Genomic DNA, 17434 nt, shown 5'->3' with positions numbered 1-17434 from the left:
CTTGTAATGATGTACATGAATAATAACATTGGCAACATTGATTTGCTTGTTAATTAATTAACCTTCTTTGTACTTTCATTATAGAGCCTATACTAAGTAGAGAGTCAAGGGCAGATTTAGGACAATTTTTTCTCTTACCTCACATTTACAGGCACCTGAAGCCGCAAAAACATTCCTCTTTCATCCTTCTCAAAAATAGGTGTTTCCACAATAGTCTCACAGAGATAATCCCCTGCAATGGTATATCCGTTCTTTTCCACCTGATCAAGAAGCTTACATGCCAGCTCCTTTTCTGTATCAAAACTGCTGCAGTAAATGCATTGATACATTCCCGCCGGGATCTCTGTGATCTCATCAGGACGGAACCTCTCCGCATCTGCCCGGACATAAACTTCCGTGGAAACAAATTCCCGCTTCATCACCTTATCTTTGCGCCAGATGGTCCCTGGATTGCGGTAATAAATATGCTCCACATTCCGATCTGCCAAGGCGTGTTTTAACTGCAAAAGGCTGTGTTCATAAAATTCCAGCCCTTCTTCAAAGTAATTATTCCCGCTGTCCAGCACGATAATACTGCGTCTGGGGATATATTCCAGGGTAATGGTACCTGCAGGCGGAGCCACACGGTACTGTTCAAAAGACTCCAGCGTGCGTTTTACTGCCTCTTTCTGTTCTGACAGCCGTCTCATCTCTGTACCGATCTGGTCTAAGGTATTGCGAAGTTCCCCCTCCAGGCTTTCAATATTCCCGTTTTCAAAGTATGACCCGATCTCTTTCAGGCTGAGGCCGCACTGCTTCAGGCTGCCTATCAGATCCAGCTTGGCACACTGAAGGATACTGTAATACCTGTATCCGGATCCTGCATCTACTGCTACCGGCTTTAGCAGCCCCATTTTATCATACAGTCTTAAAGTCTGGATGCTGATGTGGTTGATCCTGGCCATCTGACCAATACTCAGATCCATAATTTTCACCCCCGTACACCCCAAATTTTTTTGTAAAAATGCCTCAGTTTTTGTCTATACCTATCTATACTTACTATAGAGTTTTACCGTTCTGTCATGGCTGAACCGTAACTGACTTCGGTTCCAGTGATGCCCTGATCTTCTTCATTACAAAAAGATAAGACACACCTGTAAACAAACCTGCACTGAGCCATGCAGCCGGATCGCAGAAACAGGACAACGCATAGCTGTGAACACGCATGGCGATCATAGCCACACTCAATCTGGCTACCAGTTCCACTACACCTCCCATCATTGGAAGGAAACCATAGCCGCATCCCTGCATGGTATTTCTGAAAATAAATATCGTACTAAGAGGAATATAAAACAATGTACAGATGGTAATATAAGTCCTTGCCCAGGGCATCATAACCGTAAGGTCCACATCTCCTGAGAAGAACAGGCCCAGTGTCACACCTAAGAGCAGGGATACCAGCACGGCTGATACAACAGAGTAGATCACATCGATCAGCAATGCTGCCTTAACACCGTCCCGGATCCTCTTTGCATCTCCTTTTCCGTAGTTCTGGCCGCTGTAAACTGCCATGGTCTGTCCCATAGCCACCATTCCCTGTGTCAGCAAACTATGTACCTTGCAGGCTGCAGTATAGGCGGCTACTGCCTCTGAACCGAAAAGATTGATAGCTGACTGCATGATCATGGTTCCGGAAGAAGTAATTGCAAACTGAAGAGCCATGGGAATACCCATCTGCAGCTGATAGCGGGTATCTCTTCTGGTAAGACGCCAGTGCTTTTTCTCCGGCACCAGGGCAGGCACTTTCAAAAAAATGTATCCTGCACACAAAACAGCCGATACTCCCTGTGACAGATTGGTAGCCCAGGCTGCTCCCGCCACTCCCGTTTTCAGGACTACAATAAAAAACAGATCCAGACCTACATTTAAGCAGGCTGAAAAAACAAGGAAAAATAAAGGTGCCTTGCTGTTTCCAACTGCTCTTAAATAAGAGGACAATAAGTTATAAAATACATTGGCGATCATTCCCAGGCTGATCAAAATGATATAGGTATATGCCTTATCAAAAATATCATCCGGCGTATTCATCAGATGCAGCAGCGGGTTCATGATCCCACAGCTTAAAACGGTAAAAAGAATGGCACCTATAATAGATAAAAGAACGCCGTTGGTCACGCTTTCTTTTACCCCTTCCTTTTTTCCCGCACCAAACCGCTGGGCCGTAAGAACGGAAAAGCCGGCTGTAATGCCCTGTGCAAAACCGTTGAGCAAAAACATAATGGTTCCTGTGGAGCCAACTGCCGCTAAGGCATCTGCTCCCACAAAGCGGCCTACGATGATCGTATCCGCCATATTATAAAGCTGCTGGAAAATATTTCCAACTGCAAGAGGCAATGTAAACATAAAAATAACTGACAGTGGATTGCCCCTGGTCATATCCTGTTCCATAATTTTCTACCTTTCTTATCTTATATCAAAACAGATCATAAATAAACGCGGACTCAGGTTCCGCGCAACATAGCATAGCACACTGTCCGTTAATTGTCATTGAAAATTTTTTACTCTTTCACAGATTTTTTGGCAGGTGATTTTTCAATGATCCCATAAGATCATGTATATTTTAACTGTCTCCGGTCCATACTGGCTATGTATAAGGAGGTAAACTGCCATGAAAAATACGGCACTGGACGCTACAGCTCTTACCTTATCCATTATCGGAGCTGTAAACTGGGGGCTGATCGGCCTTTTTAAGTTTGACCTTGTTGCATTTCTTTTTGGAAGCATGACATTGCTGTCACGGATCATCTATACCATAGTAGGCATATGCGGTATTTATCTCATCAGCTTTTATGCCAAAAAAGAATAAGGGGGCATCTCAGCCCCCCGTTCTTTTAAACCATTATCCATTCATTCTCTTATCATAAGCCTCTTTCAGGCTGCATTTTAATGTAATTCCCAGATCTGCAAATACTCTGTCCAGTCCGGCCATCACAGCTTCTACTTTTTCAGGATATGCATTTTCACCCATATGACCGATACGGATCACCTTTCCTGCAAAAGCACCGAAAGAACCTGCTAACATAATGTTGCATTTTTCCTTCATTGCAGTAAGGATGGCTGTATCTGTGGTTCCTTCCGGAACATTAAATACAGTGACTGTATTGGAAAAACCGGTTTCCTGGTATAATTCCAGTCCTGCTTCCACTACCGCTCCTCTCACTGCTTCACCGATCTTTGCGTGGCGCTCTAACATGCCCGGATCATTTTTAATATTATCAAAGGCCTGACGCAGACCATAGATATCACTGATCGGCATAGTATATGGGAACCACTGCTTCTCATAGTAGCCGTCAAATGCCAGGATATTTGCATAGAAAGACGCAACCGGTGTTTTTCTGGAACGCATTGCCTTATAAGCATCATTACTGATGGTAACAAAACTTAATCCTGGAGGTGCGGAAACTGCCTTCTGGGAACCGCCGCACAGAAGATCGATCCGGTAATCATCCACACGCATTTCTTCACCGAACATGGCGGAAACGGAGTCTACCAGGGTCAGGATACCATATTTCTTTAATAATGGACAAAGCTTTGAAACATCATTTAACATACCGCTTGGAGTGTCACAGTGCACTAAGGCTGCATACTTAAAATCGTGATCCTTTTCCAGATATTCTTCCAGCGCTTTTACATCAAAAGCATTGCGGTAATCTGTGGAATACAGGACTGGTTCTCCGCCGTACATAGTCACGAAACCGGCGAAACCTTTTCCATATTCTCCATTGTCCATTACCAACACCCGGTCTCCTTTTTCTGTGAGAGTGGCACAGGCTGCTTCCAGTCCCAAAATGCCTTCTCCGTCCAGGATCAGGGTCTCATTTTTTGTATAAAGGAGTTCGCTGATCTCTTCACAGGTCTCCTTATAAAAATCATAAAAATCTGCATCCAGATCTGGATTGGTGCAGGCAAGCGCTCTCGCCTGACGTACATTTTCCCTTACCTGTGTTGGGCCGGGTGTCATGATATCGTACATGATAATGGTTCCTTTCTCTTATTTTTCTGTCTTATTTTAAAATAGGACGAAGTACCTTGCGAAGCTGCTCTACACAGATCAGAACGATCACAGCTGCTGTACCGATCTGCACCAGGTTTCCAGGAATAGAAGCAACCGGAGCAAACAGGTTGTGATACAGGATCACTTCTGCAATATAGTAACCAACTACTTTGATCACACAGGCTACAGCGATCGCTGCCGCATCTCTTGCTGTGCTGCGGTGTCCTTCTGTCATAGCACCAACTACATAACCCATAGCACCTACGATCACAAATGTAAATGGTGCCCATGCAGTCCAGCCGGATAACAGATCAAACAGTCCCATACCGAAAGCGCCTGCTAACATACCGGTGCGCTTGCCCAACAGAATGGCACAGATAAATAAAGGCACATTTCCCAAATGGATCAGTCCACCATTGGCAGCGATAGGCAGTCTAACATTTACAAATGCTGTAAATACATAGGTCAGTGCAATAAACATTGCGTCTAAAACAAGTTCTTTTGTGCTGTATCCGCTTTTTGCAGCCGCAGCTGCCTGTTTTGTGTTCATACTCATCATCCTTTTCCTCTCTTCCTGACGGGTTCTCGGGGCCCAGGGAGAATAGCATCAGGCTTTCTTTTTGTATTTGCTTTATTAGCTTAACACAAGGATAAATGATAATTGGTTTTTTTCAAACATCCAGTTTTCAATTAATTAACCAGTCCAGTTTTTAGTAATTTATCACTGCGCCATACGACCATATGAACGGATATAAAACGATAAAAATTGGCGTACACCGCCTCTGCCAGCGCTTCCGGTTCACAGTTTCTAAGTCCTGCCGTTGTTTTCAGGGTCTCAAACAGAGAAGTTTCCGGCGTCAGGTTTTCTTTTTTCTCTTTAAGAAATCCCTGTTTCTTTCCTTCTTCATAAGCCCAGTCCACAGCCTCCATTCCATCTGTTTCTATAAGGATCCTGTTTTCCGGCATCTGCTCTGCCACCTTCTGTACTGCCGGGTTCCACAAAACATCCGGTCCAATGGAAAAATAGCAGTCCAGTTTTAAATAATCTTCAAGACCTGTATCCCCGGAAAACCAGTGGACCAGATAGGTGTTTGGATAATGGGATATGATACGGGCGATCTCCTTTTCCTGGCCTTTGGTGTGAAGGACTACCGGCTTTTTGATCTCACAGGCAAACTGCAGCTGTTTTTCCAAAGCCTTCCTCTGCCGGTCAAGTGGCACATCACACCACACACTGTCCATTCCGATCTCGCCTATTACAGGCACTTTTTCCATTAAGGAAAACATCTCTTCCGGTTCCCATTTGTCACTGTACCATGGATGAAGGCCGCAGGCAGGGATCAGGATCTTTTCTGCTCCCTGCAGCCTTCCAAATTTTTCCAGTTCTTGCATTTCTCCCGGTGTACCGGCACAGGCCATGGTAGGGATCCCTAAGGTTATCCGTTCCATGGCCTGTTTTTCATTCTTTATATGTGCATGGGCATCTGTAAGCTGTATCATACATTTACCTTACCTTCCATGATCTCTTTATAGATCTCCCTGCGCAGAGCGCCCTGTTCATACAGCCACTCCCTGTTTCGTTTTTCTTCTTTTACTGTAAATTCCTGCCGTACCTTGCCTTTTTTCGCATCCAGTACCAGAATACGGTCGGAAAGATAGATGGCCTCATCCATATCGTGGGTCACAAGAAGAACTGTACGGTTCATCTGTTTTCGCACACTTAAAAGCCAGTCCTGCATCTCTCCTCTGGTGATCACATCCAAAGCGCCAAAAGGCTCATCTAAAAGCAGGATATCCGCATGGCACAAAAGGGTACGTAAAAATGCTGCTCTCTGGCGCATTCCGCCGGATAAGGAAGATGGATATTCATCTTCATAACCCTTTAAACCAAAGGCTTCCATCTGCTTTATTGCCTGTTCCTTCATCCCATCAGCGCTTCCATGGATCCGGCCATAAAGGCACACATTTTCTAAAATGGTCTTCCAGGGGAATAAAAGGTCATTCTGTGGCATATAGGCAAAATGCTCTGTAACGCCTTTTATCTCCTGTCCGTCCACTAAAATATGACCTTTCTCTGCCTTTAAAACTCCGGTAAGCAGCTTTAAAAGAGTGGATTTACCGCAGCCGGAAGGTCCCAGGATACTGACAAACTCCCCTTCATTTACAGAAAAATCCAGGTGGTTCAGTATTTTCCGGTTTTCATAGTCAAATACAAGGTCTGAGACCTCCAGCTTTTTTGTCATAAGTGGCACTCCTTTATAAGTGATACTCTTTTATAAGTAATACGCTTTTATTCTGGAAGAAATTCGTTGGTATAGCAGTCTGCAGCAGGAATGGCATGGTCAATGACGCCGTATTCTGTCATAAAGTCCGTATAGTTATCCCATACGCTGTCCTTCATCTCACCCCAGCGGTCGGTATCTTCCATATACTTTCCAGCCAGATATTCCTGGGATGTTTTTAACAGATCCATAGAATAGTCCGGGGCATATTTGTGAAGGATCTGGGCACTTTCGTCCGGGTTTTCAATGGCATATTTATAGCCTTTTTCTGTTGCTGCCAGGAAGCTTTTTACCAGTTCCGGGCGGTTTTCTAACGTATCATTATTTGCAATGATCACCGGAGTATAGTAATCCAGACGCTCATCTAACTGGCGCAGCTCCATGTAGTTGATCGGGAAATCATTCAGCTTGCACTTTACATTATCCCAGCCTTCAAAAAACCACTCAATATCTACTTTGTCTTTCAGTGCTTCAAAACCGGAACCGTCAGAGATAATACGGTTCAGTTTGGAAGGATCCGCACCTGCCTGTGTCATAACAGCTTTTAAAACAGCCTCTTCACCAGGTCCGCCCCAGCCTGCATAGGTCTTTCCCTCAAAATCCTTTGGAGAGTGGATATCCTTGTCTGCATAAGTTACAAAACCGGAGGTATTGTGCTGGATGATGGCTGCGATGGCCTTGATCGGAAGGGCGTCTTTGGACGCTAAGGCAACGGTTACATCTTCCTGATAACTGATGCCAAAATCACCTTTTCCTACTGCAACCAGTGTGGCAGTAGCGCCTTCTGTCGGCTCTACAATGTTTACATTAAGTCCAGCTTCCTCATAATAGCCTTTGTCCAGAGCCACATACATACCGGTGTGGTTGGTGTTTGCAACATAATCTAAGATAACAGTCACATCTGTTTTTTTGCTATCTGCCTCTGGGCTGTTTTCACCATTTACTTTGCTTTCTGCTGCGCTTTTGCCTGCAGCTGTTGTAGCTGTATTGTTATTGTTAGACGCGCCGCAGCCTGCAAGTCCGGCTGCAAGAGCTGCTGCCATAAAAATAGCACTGGCTTTTTTCCAAGATTTTTTCATAATATTTCCTCTCATTTTCTGTCTGTTTCTCTGTTGATTGCAGGAAATGGTACACCTGCTCCCCGCCTGCGGCGGGAAACTCACGATCTCTTATTTCTCTCATAAGGCATAGACACCTTAGCGATCACCCGGATCAGCCCGTTCATAGCCAGACTTAACAGGATAATGACCACCACGCAGGCAAACACCTTATCCAGCATATAGCTGTTCTTTACCCTTAACAGGTAATAGCCAAGTCCCTTCTGGGAACCAAGCCACTCTCCTACTACAGCACCGCTGATGCTGTAGGTCGCTGCCACTTTCAGTCCGGAAAACAGTTCCGGCAGCGCTGCCGGTATCTTTACCAGGCAATAAGCTTTCCACCGATCTGCCCCATAGGAGCGCACCAGATGTACATATTCTTCGTCTACCCGCTGCAGTCCGTCTGCAAAACTGACTGCCACTGGAAAGAAACACATAAGAACTACCGTAAGGATCTTCGGTGCCATTCCAAATCCCATATAAATGATCAGGATCGGAGCCATAACGATCATGGGAACCGTCTGGGTCACTACCAGAATAGGATAGAGTCCCTTTCGCACAGCCGGGAACCAGTCCATGGAAATTCCAAGCACCAGTGACAAAGCTGACGCGATCAAAATTCCCAAAAGTCCCTCTCCTACTGTAGTCAGGCCATGGCTAAAAAGCTCTGTTCCTTCTGTGAACAGGGCTTTTACCACTTCCAGAGGTGATGGAAGTACATATAAAGGGATGTGCAGCAGGTCCACTGCTGCCTCCCAGATCACCAGCAGCACCAGAATAAGCACTGCCGGTATCATTTTATCTTTTACATGTTTCATGTGAGTTGTCCCTTAACCTAACAGTTCCCGAACCATTTTTGCGTCAAATACAACCTGATCCACATGATTTACTTCGATCTGATACAGGGCATTGGCTGCAATGTGCTCTGCTGCCTGCTCCAGATCACGGATACCGGTAGTATCAGAATAGTGGCGGACTACCTCATCTAAAGCTTCCGGAAGGATCACACATTCATCTTCCTTCATGCTCATTCTCTTTAATATCTTTGGAAGGGCAAATTTTGTGAAAATGATCTTCTTTTCATCTTCTGTATAATCCGGAATATCGATCACTGCAAAACGTGACATTAACGGAGCGCTGATAAGAGAACGGTCATTGGCTGTTGCGATCGGATATACACCTGCAGTAGGAACCATACACTCCATGTAGTTATCTGTAAATCCAAGATTGTCAAGCAATGTTAAAAGCACATCTGCCGGATTTCCGTTTCCTTTGCCGGAAGCAGCCTTATCTAACTCATTGATAATAAATACAAGATTGGACTGACCGGACAGGGAAAATGCCTCCATGATGATACCTGGTTTTGCGTTTGCATATACACGGGAGCTTCCTGTCAGCTGTTCCGGATCATTAATAGAACTCATATCCAGAGTAGTCCACGGCAGCTTCAGGATCCTTGCTACTGCATAGGCGATCTGGGACTTTCCGGTTCCTGCAGGTCCGATCAAAAGGATACCGTAAGCAGGCAGTGTATGAGTACGGTTGATCTGGATAATGGTCTCGATGATACGCTGTTTTACACGTTCCATTCCGTATAATTCTTCATCCAGGATCCGTCTTGCCTCGTCTGGGTCAATGGCCTCAAAATAATTGCTCTTCCACTGGATGTTCATCATAATGGATAAAGCTCTCTGTGCGTGACGGCGTTCTTCCGGTGAAACCTCATGGGAATTGGCAACTGCCAGGTTTCTTCTTGCCCAAAGACGGATATTGTCAGGAAGGGTCCTTCCCGCGCAGGTCATAAAGTCGGTAATACTCTGTAAACTGGTCAGCTTCATATCATCGCCGTCTTCATCTGCATCCTCTTCCCGGATCTCCTCTGCAGGCGCACTGCTGGCCTGAAGGCGCTCGATCATGTACTGTAAAAAGCCGTCCTCTGCGGAAAGCTTGGTGCCGCCGCCAAAGGCGATCTCACGGATCTTGTATACAGCATACCCGTCCGCCTCATTGGAGCCGGAAAGGCGTACATTGATATGGCTCTCGCCCAGCCATTTAAGCAGGCTTACAAAGCGGGCATCTACTTTTAAGATGTCAGCACTGACAGTGCCGCCGCCTTCTACCTGAAATTCAAAAGCTGTTTTACGGATGGGATTTGTAAATACACCCCAGGAATGGTGCTCCCATTTTCTATTACTGTTGTCCAGAACCAGGATCGGATGTTCTGGAGAAGCGGTTGTTTCATTGGAACGGATCACAGTGTAGGTGCATTCCGGTGCTTTCTTTTCTTCTTTCGGTTCATCATTAAAATCAAAAACTGGCATTTTTTTCTCCTCGCAGTTAAATATTTACTACCATTTTCAAAAAACTCATTCCAAGTTTACCACGGATTTATTGTATCAACAACACTTCTTTTTTCCAAAAACTGCTTTAAATAAAATTTCCCCAGACAAAGCAAAAGCGCCCCGAAGGACGCTTACAACGCATTTACAACTCTACTCTAAACCATATTTTTCTTTCAGTCTGTCCCGGATCTGCGGGAAGCTTTCCGGTGCTGTCATATGGGCCTGATGCTCGCCAATGATGTACTCCATCCATACCATGTTGTACCAGCGGTCAAATTTGTATCCACATTTTTTGAACTCGCCTATCATGCGGTATCCCATGTGTGCGTGGAAATTGACACTGTTTTTATCCAGGTATTCGTCTTCCACTTCCGGATAACCGATGCAGGCTTCCATATTCAGGATGCCCTGCTCTTTTAAGACAGCTTCCAGGACCTCATGAAGCTTTCTTCCAACCCCTTTGTGCTTCACATTTTCATCTACATAAATAGATGTTTCCACTGACCAGTCATAAGCAGCCCGCTCTTTAAAAGGACTTACATAAGCATATCCAAGGATCTTACCATCTTCCACTGCTTTCAGATATGGGAAACGCTGTAATACATGGGCAATCCGTCCTTTAAATTCTTCTACGGACGGAACCTCATACTCAAAAGTGATCGCTGTCTTTTCTACATAAGGAGCATAAATTGCAAGCAGCTCCTCTGCATCTTCCACTGATGCCACCTGGATCTTTACATTTTCATTTTTCTCACTCATTATTCTGGCCTCCTGTATTCAAGTCCCTGGCATATGGGGCTGCAAATTTTGTTAATAACAATACCACTTCTTTTCTTACTTGAAAACCTTTTATTTTAATTTTCTCCCCTGCTTTTCACGGTTCTTTTTATAATAACGTTTCTCGCTTTACTTTCTAATGTCCATGCCCCCTTTCCGCCGGTTTCATAAAGGGAAATGTTTTGTTTCTTCATCTCCTCCGTGACCTGCCCGGATGGATGTCCATAGGAATTGTCTTTACCGTAGGAAATAAAAGCAGCTTTTAAAGGCATTGCTTCCAAAAAGGCAGGACTGGAAGATCCTTTGGAACCGTGGTGGGCCGTTTTCAGGATCTGTACATGTTCCAAATGTTCCTGCTGGATGCTGCCATTTTCTTCTGCCAGATCTAAAAGTTCTGTCTCTTCTGATATTCCCATATCACCGGTAAATAAAATATGCAGATCTTTATAGTGGGAGCATAAAACCAGGGAATGGGCGTTACGTTCTTCTTCTGTCTCCTTCTCAAAAATACAGGTAAATTCCATTTCTCCGGCCTTTATCTTATCTCCCTGGTGCATGTAATATGTTTTTCCCCCTGCTTCTGTCTGCAGCTGTTCCAATTGACCGTAGATCTCTCCCCCTTTTCCCCCACCAGGCAATATTAATAAATCTATGGGCATTTTCTGCTCTAATAAATACAAAAGACCACTTATATGGTCACTGTCCCCATGACTTACGACTGCTATATCTAAACGGGAGATCCCTTTAGACTTAAGGCAGGGTTCAAGAGTCCTGCTTCCCAGTTTTTTCTGGTCAGAACTTCCGCTGTCTATAAGGATGTTGGTTGTTCCTGACCTAAGCAAAAAACCATCCCCCTGACCTACATCAAGGCAGAGAAGTTCAAAACCACGGACCGGGTGTGGAGAAAGAATAGCGAAACTAAACAATACTGCTGTGAGCAGAGTTGCAACTGCAAATATCAAATTTATATATTTTTTCAGGATCTTTCTGGTCTGCCCCCACCTCTGGCATCTCAATAAAGCCACCGCTATCCCCCACAACACAATATACCCCAGGATCTGTCCCGGACCGGGCCTCCCCATTATCCTTACTGCCCCCGGCAGTTTCAGGGAACCTTCACAGATCCATTTATAATAACCCAATATCACATGCCCCACTTTAGCAGCTGTCCCTGCTGCCAAAGGCAAAAATCCTCCTGTAAGCAATATCATGATCCCCGCTATCATCAAAACCGGCACCAACGGCAATACCAGAAAATTCAAAAACATCCCATACAGAGGATACTGGTAATAATGCCATGCCATAACAGGCAGAAGAAAAATCTGCACCCATAAACTGATCACCACTGTCTTTTCCCAGTTTTTTCCAATATTATACTCCCGGATCATCCACTGCCCCGGTCCGGAAATAGCCAGGACCGCTGAAAACGATAGCTGAAAACCGCTGTGAAAGATCAGATAGGGATTGTTTCCCAGAAGACCTAACGCTGCAAAACTTAAGGCAGAAAGACTGTCATAGGTCCGTCCCCGCTCTGCTGCCAGCCACAGACAGCAGATCATAAGGACTGCACGGATAGCAGACCCGGATGAGCCGGTAAATATGCCATAGCTGATCACAAAACCGCATCCTATTATCCCGGAAGCACGGAAACCTCCCACTGTCTTTCTAAGAAGCAGATACATTCCACCACCGATCAGTGACAAATGCTGCCCGCTGACTGCCAGCAAGTGGGCGATCCCGCTGCTGCGGTACAGATCCAGGGTATCCTTCTCCATAAACGAGGTATCACCCAGTAACATTGCTTTATAAATACTGCTGTCTTCTTTCCCACCGTATTCTTCCAGAACATGACTGCAATATCGTCTGAACCACAGAATAAGCCTCATAAACGGCTGATCCGCCCCGCTGCTTTCTTTTAAAGCTTTTATGTAACCGGTACACACCACTCCCTTTGACCGGTAATACAGCTTTGCATCAAATTCCCCCGGATTTTTAGCAGGTTCTGTGAGACGGAAAGAACAGGCCATTTTCACCTGTTTCCCAGGAAGAAGCTTCTCTTCCCAGCCTTCCAGATCACCTGGGGTTCCAGAAAGCTGCACCGGGTATTGAAGTGACAGCCACCGGATGTTATCCGGGTCAGCAATATTTCGCACTCTCTTTCCCACTTTTACCTGGTTTACAATTATTTCCAGTTTTTCACTTTTTTCCCGTACATCCACTACCTGACCAACCAACTGTACCACATCCCCAAATCCAGCCTGGATAATCCTCTTTTCTTCCTGCTCCATCTGGTCCCGGCACCTGGCACCTGAAAAACTTCCTGCCGTCATCCCGCCAAAAACAAACACAAAAATAAGCAGAAGTGTCCTGTATATGACACTCCTGCTTAAAAAACGCCTGGCAGCAAGCACTGTCAAAAACAGCACTCCTGCAAACCAGAAACAAATTCTGTATACAGCCTCCTGCAAACACAGGGCAAGCACCTCTCCAAGTACAAAGCCTGCAGTTATCACCACAAGGGGCCGTTTCATATTCTGTTTTCTCCTGTTTTGTTCTTAATTTCCGCTTTATCTTTCCGCTTTTGATCCGCCTTTATTCCTGCTCAATATAATCCGTATTCCGCTCAAAGGCCGTATTCAAAGATACCACTTCCCGAAACATTACATCCTGGGAACCGTTTACCATGATCTGTACCTTAGAAACAGAGGTTTTATCTACCAGTGAATTTACAATGGCGTAAATAGGGATATATTCATTTACCGCCTGGTTGCTGTTTAAAAAAGCAGAGTCAAAATTGATATAGCATATATTATCCGTTACAGACACACTAAGTATCTTGCAGTCAGATGGCAGTACTGCCTGATGGCTGCTGTCGGATGGTCCTGCGATCAGCTGTTCCACGATCAGCTGCTCCATGGACGTATTGATATTGTGGGCCACTTCCCGCTTTTCTGCCACCAGCTTGTCACCGGTGCTGTTTGCAAAATACAGGGTCAGTTCCGTCTTTTCATAGGCATTTACATTACTTGTATTGATAATAAAATCACCTGCTGAGATAAATCCCACCGGATTTCCCTGACGGTCCATCAGCGGCTGGTCCCCACAGTAGATACTGATATAATCAATTCCCGGTATCTGGGTCATAGTCCTTGCAAGGGCCGCTCTGCAAAGGATCTCCTGTTCCGGTTTCATAGCCGTATAACTGCCGTCAAAATACAGATACAGTACCTGTTCATCGATCCTGCAGGCTTTAAAAGACACTTTATCATTTAAAACAGTCTGGCAGTCCAGATCCCTTGGCACATAAGTCAGCTGATCGACCAGTTCCTCTGCCAGCGCCACCTGATCTTTTGTTTCTGTTTCATATTCCTGGGCAACCAGTTTCGTAACCGAGGAATTCAGATAATAGATCAGGTATTTTCCGGCTCCCGGATCCGATTTTGGTTCTGTCCTGGCTTTACATCCGGAAAGGACTGCCATTGCAGCCACCAGTACACCTAAAAGTATACTCAGAAGAAACTTTCTTTTTCCATGTTTCATAACCGTTCCTCCTGTCTTGGCACATAATTTAACGGGATACGCATACTGAAGGTAGTTCCCTCTCCCGGTGTACTTTCCACATCGATCACACCATGATGCATCTGGATCACATTTTTTGTGATCGAAAGTCCCAGTCCTGTACCGCCAACTTCCCTGGAACGTGCCTTGTCCACACGGAAAAAGCGCTCAAAAATATGGTCCACACTGTCCTCCGGGATACCAATGCCGGAGTCTGCCACTTTAACATAAAAATACTTATGGTCTGCATCCAGTGTTACACGGACCCAGCCGGAGTCTATATTATACTTGATGGCATTTTCCACCAGATTGGTCACAGCCAGGTTTAATTTCACTTTATCCACATCTGCAGTTACTTCACGGATGCTCTCCAGGATCAGTTCTACATTGCTTCTCTTGGCAATAGGCCGCAGTCTCTTTAAGATCATTTCCAGTTCATGATTGATATGCACCTGGGAAATATTCATCTGGCTTTCTGCGGACTTATCCATACGCACCAGTGTAAGCAGATCCTCAATGATCTGATTTTCCCGGTCGATCTCATCTGAAATATCTGCCATAAACTCCCTGTACAGTTCCACCGGCGCATCTTCCATTCCCATAAGGGAGTCCGCCAGTACACGGATGGATGTAATAGGGGTTTTTAACTCATGGGACACATTGGAAACAAATTCCTGACGTGACTGGTCCACTGCTTTTAACTTGCGAAGAGACTTCTGCACTGCCTGGGACATCTGCCTGGTCTCACTGTAAGCATCTTCGCTGATATCTGCATCCAGATCCCCCTGGGCCACCCGGTCAAAGGAACGCAGGAGCCGCTTAAAAGGCCGCACCAGGAAATGAGCTGACATAATGGAAAACAGGATTGCCACCAGTGCCATACACAGAAAGAACAGCTGGGCACTGCTTTTTACCCGTTCTGTTACCGACACAACATTTTCCATGGAAGCAGTCACTGCGATCACTCCCTGGATCTTTTTCTCATCTGCCGGATCATAAACAGGGATAGTCTGGTAAAAATATCCACCCTCTTTATTAAAGCTGCTGCCGCTTTCCCCTTTAAAACAGCGGATAACTTCTTCGGATATATAATATTTTCCTGTAGACAGATTAAAAGTATCTGTCATGATCTTATAACTGCTGTTGACAATAACGATACGGCCATTATACAGATCCGCTATGGTCTGCATCTGGGCATCTAGGCTTACATTATTGGCCTTATCCGCCGTCATATACCCGGAGCGGGTCATTCGGTTGCTTAAGATCACACACTGGTTCTGTATCTCAATGCTCCTGGCTTCTATCTGGTTCTGCTTAAAAGAGCCGATGAGGATCCATGTCTGTAATAAAAGAGGGATAACAGCCACTGCGATCATCAAAAGAGTCATGGGGACAGTAATACTCTGTCCCTGTGCCTTTAACTTTTCATACCATTTTTCTTTTTCCAAATTATTCCAGCTCCTTCAGCTTACTGGAGCAGGCTACTGCAAAACTTCCTGGTCCAATGTGGCAGGCAATGCTTAAAGAAAGAGGTGCTATGGTGATCGGGGCACCTGGATACTGCTCTTTTAAAGCCTCTTCCAGCTCTTTTGCCCCTTCTTCATTGCAGGTATGGGCGATCTCCAGATAGGTATGTTCCGCATTCTTGTCATGAAAACGCTCTTCTAAGTCTTTTGCCAGTGCAGTGAGCATAATGGTCTTGGCCTGCTTGGCTGTACGTGCCTTTGAAAATGCATCCAGTTTTTCTCCCTGAATGGTTAAAACCGGCTTAATGCGAAGGAGAGTTCCCAGGGCTGCAGCAGCCGGAGTGATACGTCCGCCTTTTTTCAGATATTTCAAAGTAGTAAGGGTAATATAAATACTGCTCTCGTACTTGGTACGTTCTAAGATTTCTTTAATCTGGGCTGCCTCATATCCCTTTGCAGCTAAATCCCTTGCATCCAGTGCTGACTGCTCCTGGGTAACAGAAATACGCTGGTTGTTTACCACCTGTACTTTTCCGTCGTAATCATCTGCCAGCATGATAGCTGTCTGGCAGGAACCGCTTAAACCGCTGGACATGGGAATATATAAAATTTCATCATATTCCTTTAACAGCTTATCCCAGAAGTCAGTTACCTCACCTGGGGAAGGCTGGGAAGTAGTGATATCTGCCCCTTCTTCCATCCGTTTAAAAAATTCCTCATGGGTCAGGTTCACACCTTCATAAAACATTTCCCCATTGATCATAAAAGGCATAGGCAGCACATAAATACCTAATTTTGCTGCCTGCTCCTGTGTAATACCGCTGTTGCTGTCTGTAGCGATTGCTGTTCTCATAACTGTCTCCTTAATGTTTCCCAATATTTCTGATCATTTTTTATTTTCTCTGAAAGTATCCCCTTCCCGGTAATGCTCTCTTGCTAACTGCATACCGGACAGATAATGTTCTTCCATAAGCTTTCTTGCCTTCTCATAATCCTTTTTCTGAAAAGCCTGAGTGATCCCCCGGTGCTGTCTGATCCCCAGATCCCGTTCATCTTCGGTCCGGATGGCATAACGTATAAGAAGGGTCCGGATAAAATTATACTGCTTATAGGTTTCCTTCATAAAACGGTTTCCGCAATGGTCAAAGAATACCTTATGATAGCGAAAATCCGCCTCAAAGTATTCCATGGATGTTTTGGCTCCTGCCATTTCTTCTTCATACATCTGAAGCTTTTCTACCAGTTTTTCTGTATCAGGCTCTGTGGAAGAAAGCATCACAGCCCTACAGGCTAAAAATGTGATGAAGTCATTGAGTTCGTTGGCGTAGGAATAATCAAAGGTGATAAGCTGTGCTCCGCTTTTTGATACTTCCTGGGTCAGTCCATCTTTTGACAGTCGGTTAATGGCGTCACGCACGGGTGTGGATGAAACCTGAAACCGCTCCTGAAGTTCCCGATTGGTAAGCTTATCGCCCATTAAAATCCTACCAGACAGAATATCTTCCTTCAGAATGTTGTAGATCTGTTCACTGAGTGTCTGTTTAATGATTTTTTCGGGCATAGCCCCCGCCTCCTTCTTTTCTTAATTGTTTTTCTTATTTTCTTTATTCTGTTGTACTGTTATCAGTGCATCACGCATGGATCCACTTACTTTTTTCATGATACTACAATTTTAGCAAACGGTCAAAATATATTTTCAAAATTGCCCCTCGCATTCTTTTTCCGTATCACAACTACAGGTGTATCCGCCCGTCACACATTTCCCGTTTTTTTCTTCCTGTCCCATCCTTCTGCGCCATCAGGGTCGGCTTCTTTTTTATTTTGCATAATTTTTTTTAAAATAACCATTGACTTTTGTGCAAAATAGTGTATTATA

16 protein-coding genes are annotated in these 17434 nt (G+C 44.9%); 1 reads left to right on the top strand and 15 read right to left on the bottom strand.

Translation table 11 applies throughout. From position 1 onward, the window contains the following. Positions 1-134: 134 nt before the first annotated feature. The gene (locus tag DW251_RS10650) at positions 135-965 is read right to left on the bottom strand and encodes a helix-turn-helix domain-containing protein (RefSeq protein ID WP_118301061.1); all 831 of its coding nucleotides are present in this window, start codon (positions 963-965) and stop codon (positions 135-137) included. A gap of 94 nt (positions 966-1059) precedes the next feature. Beyond that, positions 1060-2427, bottom strand: a complete 1368-nt coding sequence (locus tag DW251_RS10645; RefSeq protein ID WP_118301059.1) for an MATE family efflux transporter — start codon at positions 2425-2427, stop codon at positions 1060-1062. A 220-nt stretch (positions 2428-2647) separates the two neighbouring features. Between DW251_RS10645 and DW251_RS10640 the strand changes: the two genes are divergently transcribed. Further along, a complete protein-coding gene (locus DW251_RS10640; RefSeq protein ID WP_118301057.1) occupies positions 2648-2845 on the top strand; it encodes a DUF378 domain-containing protein in 198 nt (65 codons plus the stop codon). 33 nt (positions 2846-2878) lie between these two features. On the opposite strand, the gene DW251_RS10635 is transcribed toward DW251_RS10640, so the two are convergent. The 13 genes from DW251_RS10635 to DW251_RS10575 form a co-directional block, all read right to left on the bottom strand. Next, on the bottom strand, positions 2879-4012 hold the full coding sequence (locus DW251_RS10635) for an alanine--glyoxylate aminotransferase family protein (protein WP_118301055.1): 1134 nt from the start codon (positions 4010-4012) through the stop codon (positions 2879-2881). A 31-nt stretch (positions 4013-4043) separates the two neighbouring features. Beyond that, on the bottom strand, positions 4044-4583 hold the full coding sequence (locus DW251_RS10630) for an ECF transporter S component (RefSeq protein ID WP_347474651.1): 540 nt from the start codon (positions 4581-4583) through the stop codon (positions 4044-4046). 140 nt (positions 4584-4723) lie between these two features. Further along, positions 4724-5533, bottom strand: coding sequence for a TatD family hydrolase (locus DW251_RS10625; RefSeq protein ID WP_118301051.1), 810 nt, complete (start codon positions 5531-5533; stop codon positions 4724-4726). After that, the gene (locus DW251_RS10620; RefSeq protein WP_118301050.1) at positions 5530-6276 is read right to left on the bottom strand and encodes an ABC transporter ATP-binding protein; all 747 of its coding nucleotides are present in this window, start codon (positions 6274-6276) and stop codon (positions 5530-5532) included. The genes DW251_RS10625 and DW251_RS10620 overlap by 4 nt, the downstream gene beginning before the upstream one ends. A 47-nt stretch (positions 6277-6323) precedes the next feature. Then, positions 6324-7394 carry an ABC transporter substrate-binding protein gene (locus DW251_RS10615; protein WP_118301048.1) on the bottom strand — a complete coding sequence of 357 codons (1071 nt, stop codon included), beginning with the start codon at positions 7392-7394 and terminating at the stop codon, positions 6324-6326. An 80-nt stretch (positions 7395-7474) separates the two neighbouring features. Beyond that, positions 7475-8233 carry an ABC transporter permease gene (locus DW251_RS10610; RefSeq protein WP_118301046.1) on the bottom strand — a complete coding sequence of 253 codons (759 nt, stop codon included), beginning with the start codon at positions 8231-8233 and terminating at the stop codon, positions 7475-7477. Between the two features lie 12 nt (positions 8234-8245). Next, on the bottom strand, positions 8246-9736 hold the full coding sequence (locus DW251_RS10605; RefSeq protein WP_118301044.1) for an AAA family ATPase: 1491 nt from the start codon (positions 9734-9736) through the stop codon (positions 8246-8248). A gap of 171 nt (positions 9737-9907) precedes the next feature. Next, positions 9908-10516, bottom strand: coding sequence for a GNAT family N-acetyltransferase (locus DW251_RS10600; protein ID WP_118301042.1), 609 nt, complete (start codon positions 10514-10516; stop codon positions 9908-9910). Positions 10517-10611: 95 nt separating this feature from the next. Next, positions 10612-13065, bottom strand: coding sequence for a DNA internalization-related competence protein ComEC/Rec2 (locus tag DW251_RS10595; RefSeq protein ID WP_118301040.1), 2454 nt, complete (start codon positions 13063-13065; stop codon positions 10612-10614). A 61-nt stretch (positions 13066-13126) separates the two neighbouring features. Continuing rightward, entirely contained in the window at positions 13127-14074 is a 948-nt protein-coding gene (locus DW251_RS10590; RefSeq protein ID WP_021868986.1) for a GerMN domain-containing protein, read from the bottom strand. Next, on the bottom strand, positions 14071-15540 hold the full coding sequence (locus tag DW251_RS10585) for a HAMP domain-containing sensor histidine kinase (RefSeq protein WP_021868987.1): 1470 nt from the start codon (positions 15538-15540) through the stop codon (positions 14071-14073). Before DW251_RS10585 ends, DW251_RS10590 begins: the two co-directional genes overlap by 4 nt. A 1-nt stretch (position 15541) precedes the next feature. Further along, positions 15542-16411, bottom strand: coding sequence for a DegV family protein (locus DW251_RS10580; protein WP_118301038.1), 870 nt, complete (start codon positions 16409-16411; stop codon positions 15542-15544). A 33-nt stretch (positions 16412-16444) separates the two neighbouring features. Beyond that, on the bottom strand, positions 16445-17119 hold the full coding sequence (locus tag DW251_RS10575) for a GntR family transcriptional regulator (RefSeq protein WP_021868989.1): 675 nt from the start codon (positions 17117-17119) through the stop codon (positions 16445-16447). Positions 17120-17434 lie beyond the last annotated feature (315 nt).

The organism is Clostridium sp. AM22-11AC, from assembly GCF_003473545.1.
Classification (GTDB): domain Bacteria; phylum Bacillota; class Clostridia; order Lachnospirales; family Lachnospiraceae; genus Enterocloster.
This window is presented reverse-complemented; position numbering and strand designations above follow the sequence as displayed.

Excerpts from the sequence above, each read along its gene's own strand:
- DW251_RS10650 (WP_118301061.1), bottom strand. The coding sequence starts at position 965 with ATGGATCTGAGTATTGGTCAGATGGCCAGGATCAACCACATCAGCATC.
- DW251_RS10645 (WP_118301059.1), bottom strand. The coding sequence starts at position 2,427 with ATGGAACAGGATATGACCAGGGGCAATCCACTGTCAGTTATTTTTATG.
- DW251_RS10640 (WP_118301057.1), top strand. The coding sequence starts at position 2,648 with ATGAAAAATACGGCACTGGACGCTACAGCTCTTACCTTATCCATTATC.
- DW251_RS10635 (WP_118301055.1), bottom strand. The coding sequence starts at position 4,012 with ATGTACGATATCATGACACCCGGCCCAACACAGGTAAGGGAAAATGTA.
- DW251_RS10630 (WP_347474651.1), bottom strand. The coding sequence starts at position 4,583 with ATGAACACAAAACAGGCAGCTGCGGCTGCAAAAAGCGGATACAGCACA.
- DW251_RS10625 (WP_118301051.1), bottom strand. The coding sequence starts at position 5,533 with ATGATACAGCTTACAGATGCCCATGCACATATAAAGAATGAAAAACAG.
- DW251_RS10620 (WP_118301050.1), bottom strand. The coding sequence starts at position 6,276 with ATGACAAAAAAGCTGGAGGTCTCAGACCTTGTATTTGACTATGAAAAC.
- DW251_RS10615 (WP_118301048.1), bottom strand. The coding sequence starts at position 7,394 with ATGAAAAAATCTTGGAAAAAAGCCAGTGCTATTTTTATGGCAGCAGCT.
- DW251_RS10610 (WP_118301046.1), bottom strand. The coding sequence starts at position 8,233 with ATGAAACATGTAAAAGATAAAATGATACCGGCAGTGCTTATTCTGGTG.
- DW251_RS10605 (WP_118301044.1), bottom strand. The coding sequence starts at position 9,736 with ATGCCAGTTTTTGATTTTAATGATGAACCGAAAGAAGAAAAGAAAGCA.
- DW251_RS10600 (WP_118301042.1), bottom strand. The coding sequence starts at position 10,516 with ATGAGTGAGAAAAATGAAAATGTAAAGATCCAGGTGGCATCAGTGGAA.
- DW251_RS10595 (WP_118301040.1), bottom strand. The coding sequence starts at position 13,065 with ATGAAACGGCCCCTTGTGGTGATAACTGCAGGCTTTGTACTTGGAGAG.
- DW251_RS10590 (WP_021868986.1), bottom strand. The coding sequence starts at position 14,074 with ATGAAACATGGAAAAAGAAAGTTTCTTCTGAGTATACTTTTAGGTGTA.
- DW251_RS10580 (WP_118301038.1), bottom strand. The coding sequence starts at position 16,411 with ATGAGAACAGCAATCGCTACAGACAGCAACAGCGGTATTACACAGGAG.
- DW251_RS10575 (WP_021868989.1), bottom strand. The coding sequence starts at position 17,119 with ATGCCCGAAAAAATCATTAAACAGACACTCAGTGAACAGATCTACAAC.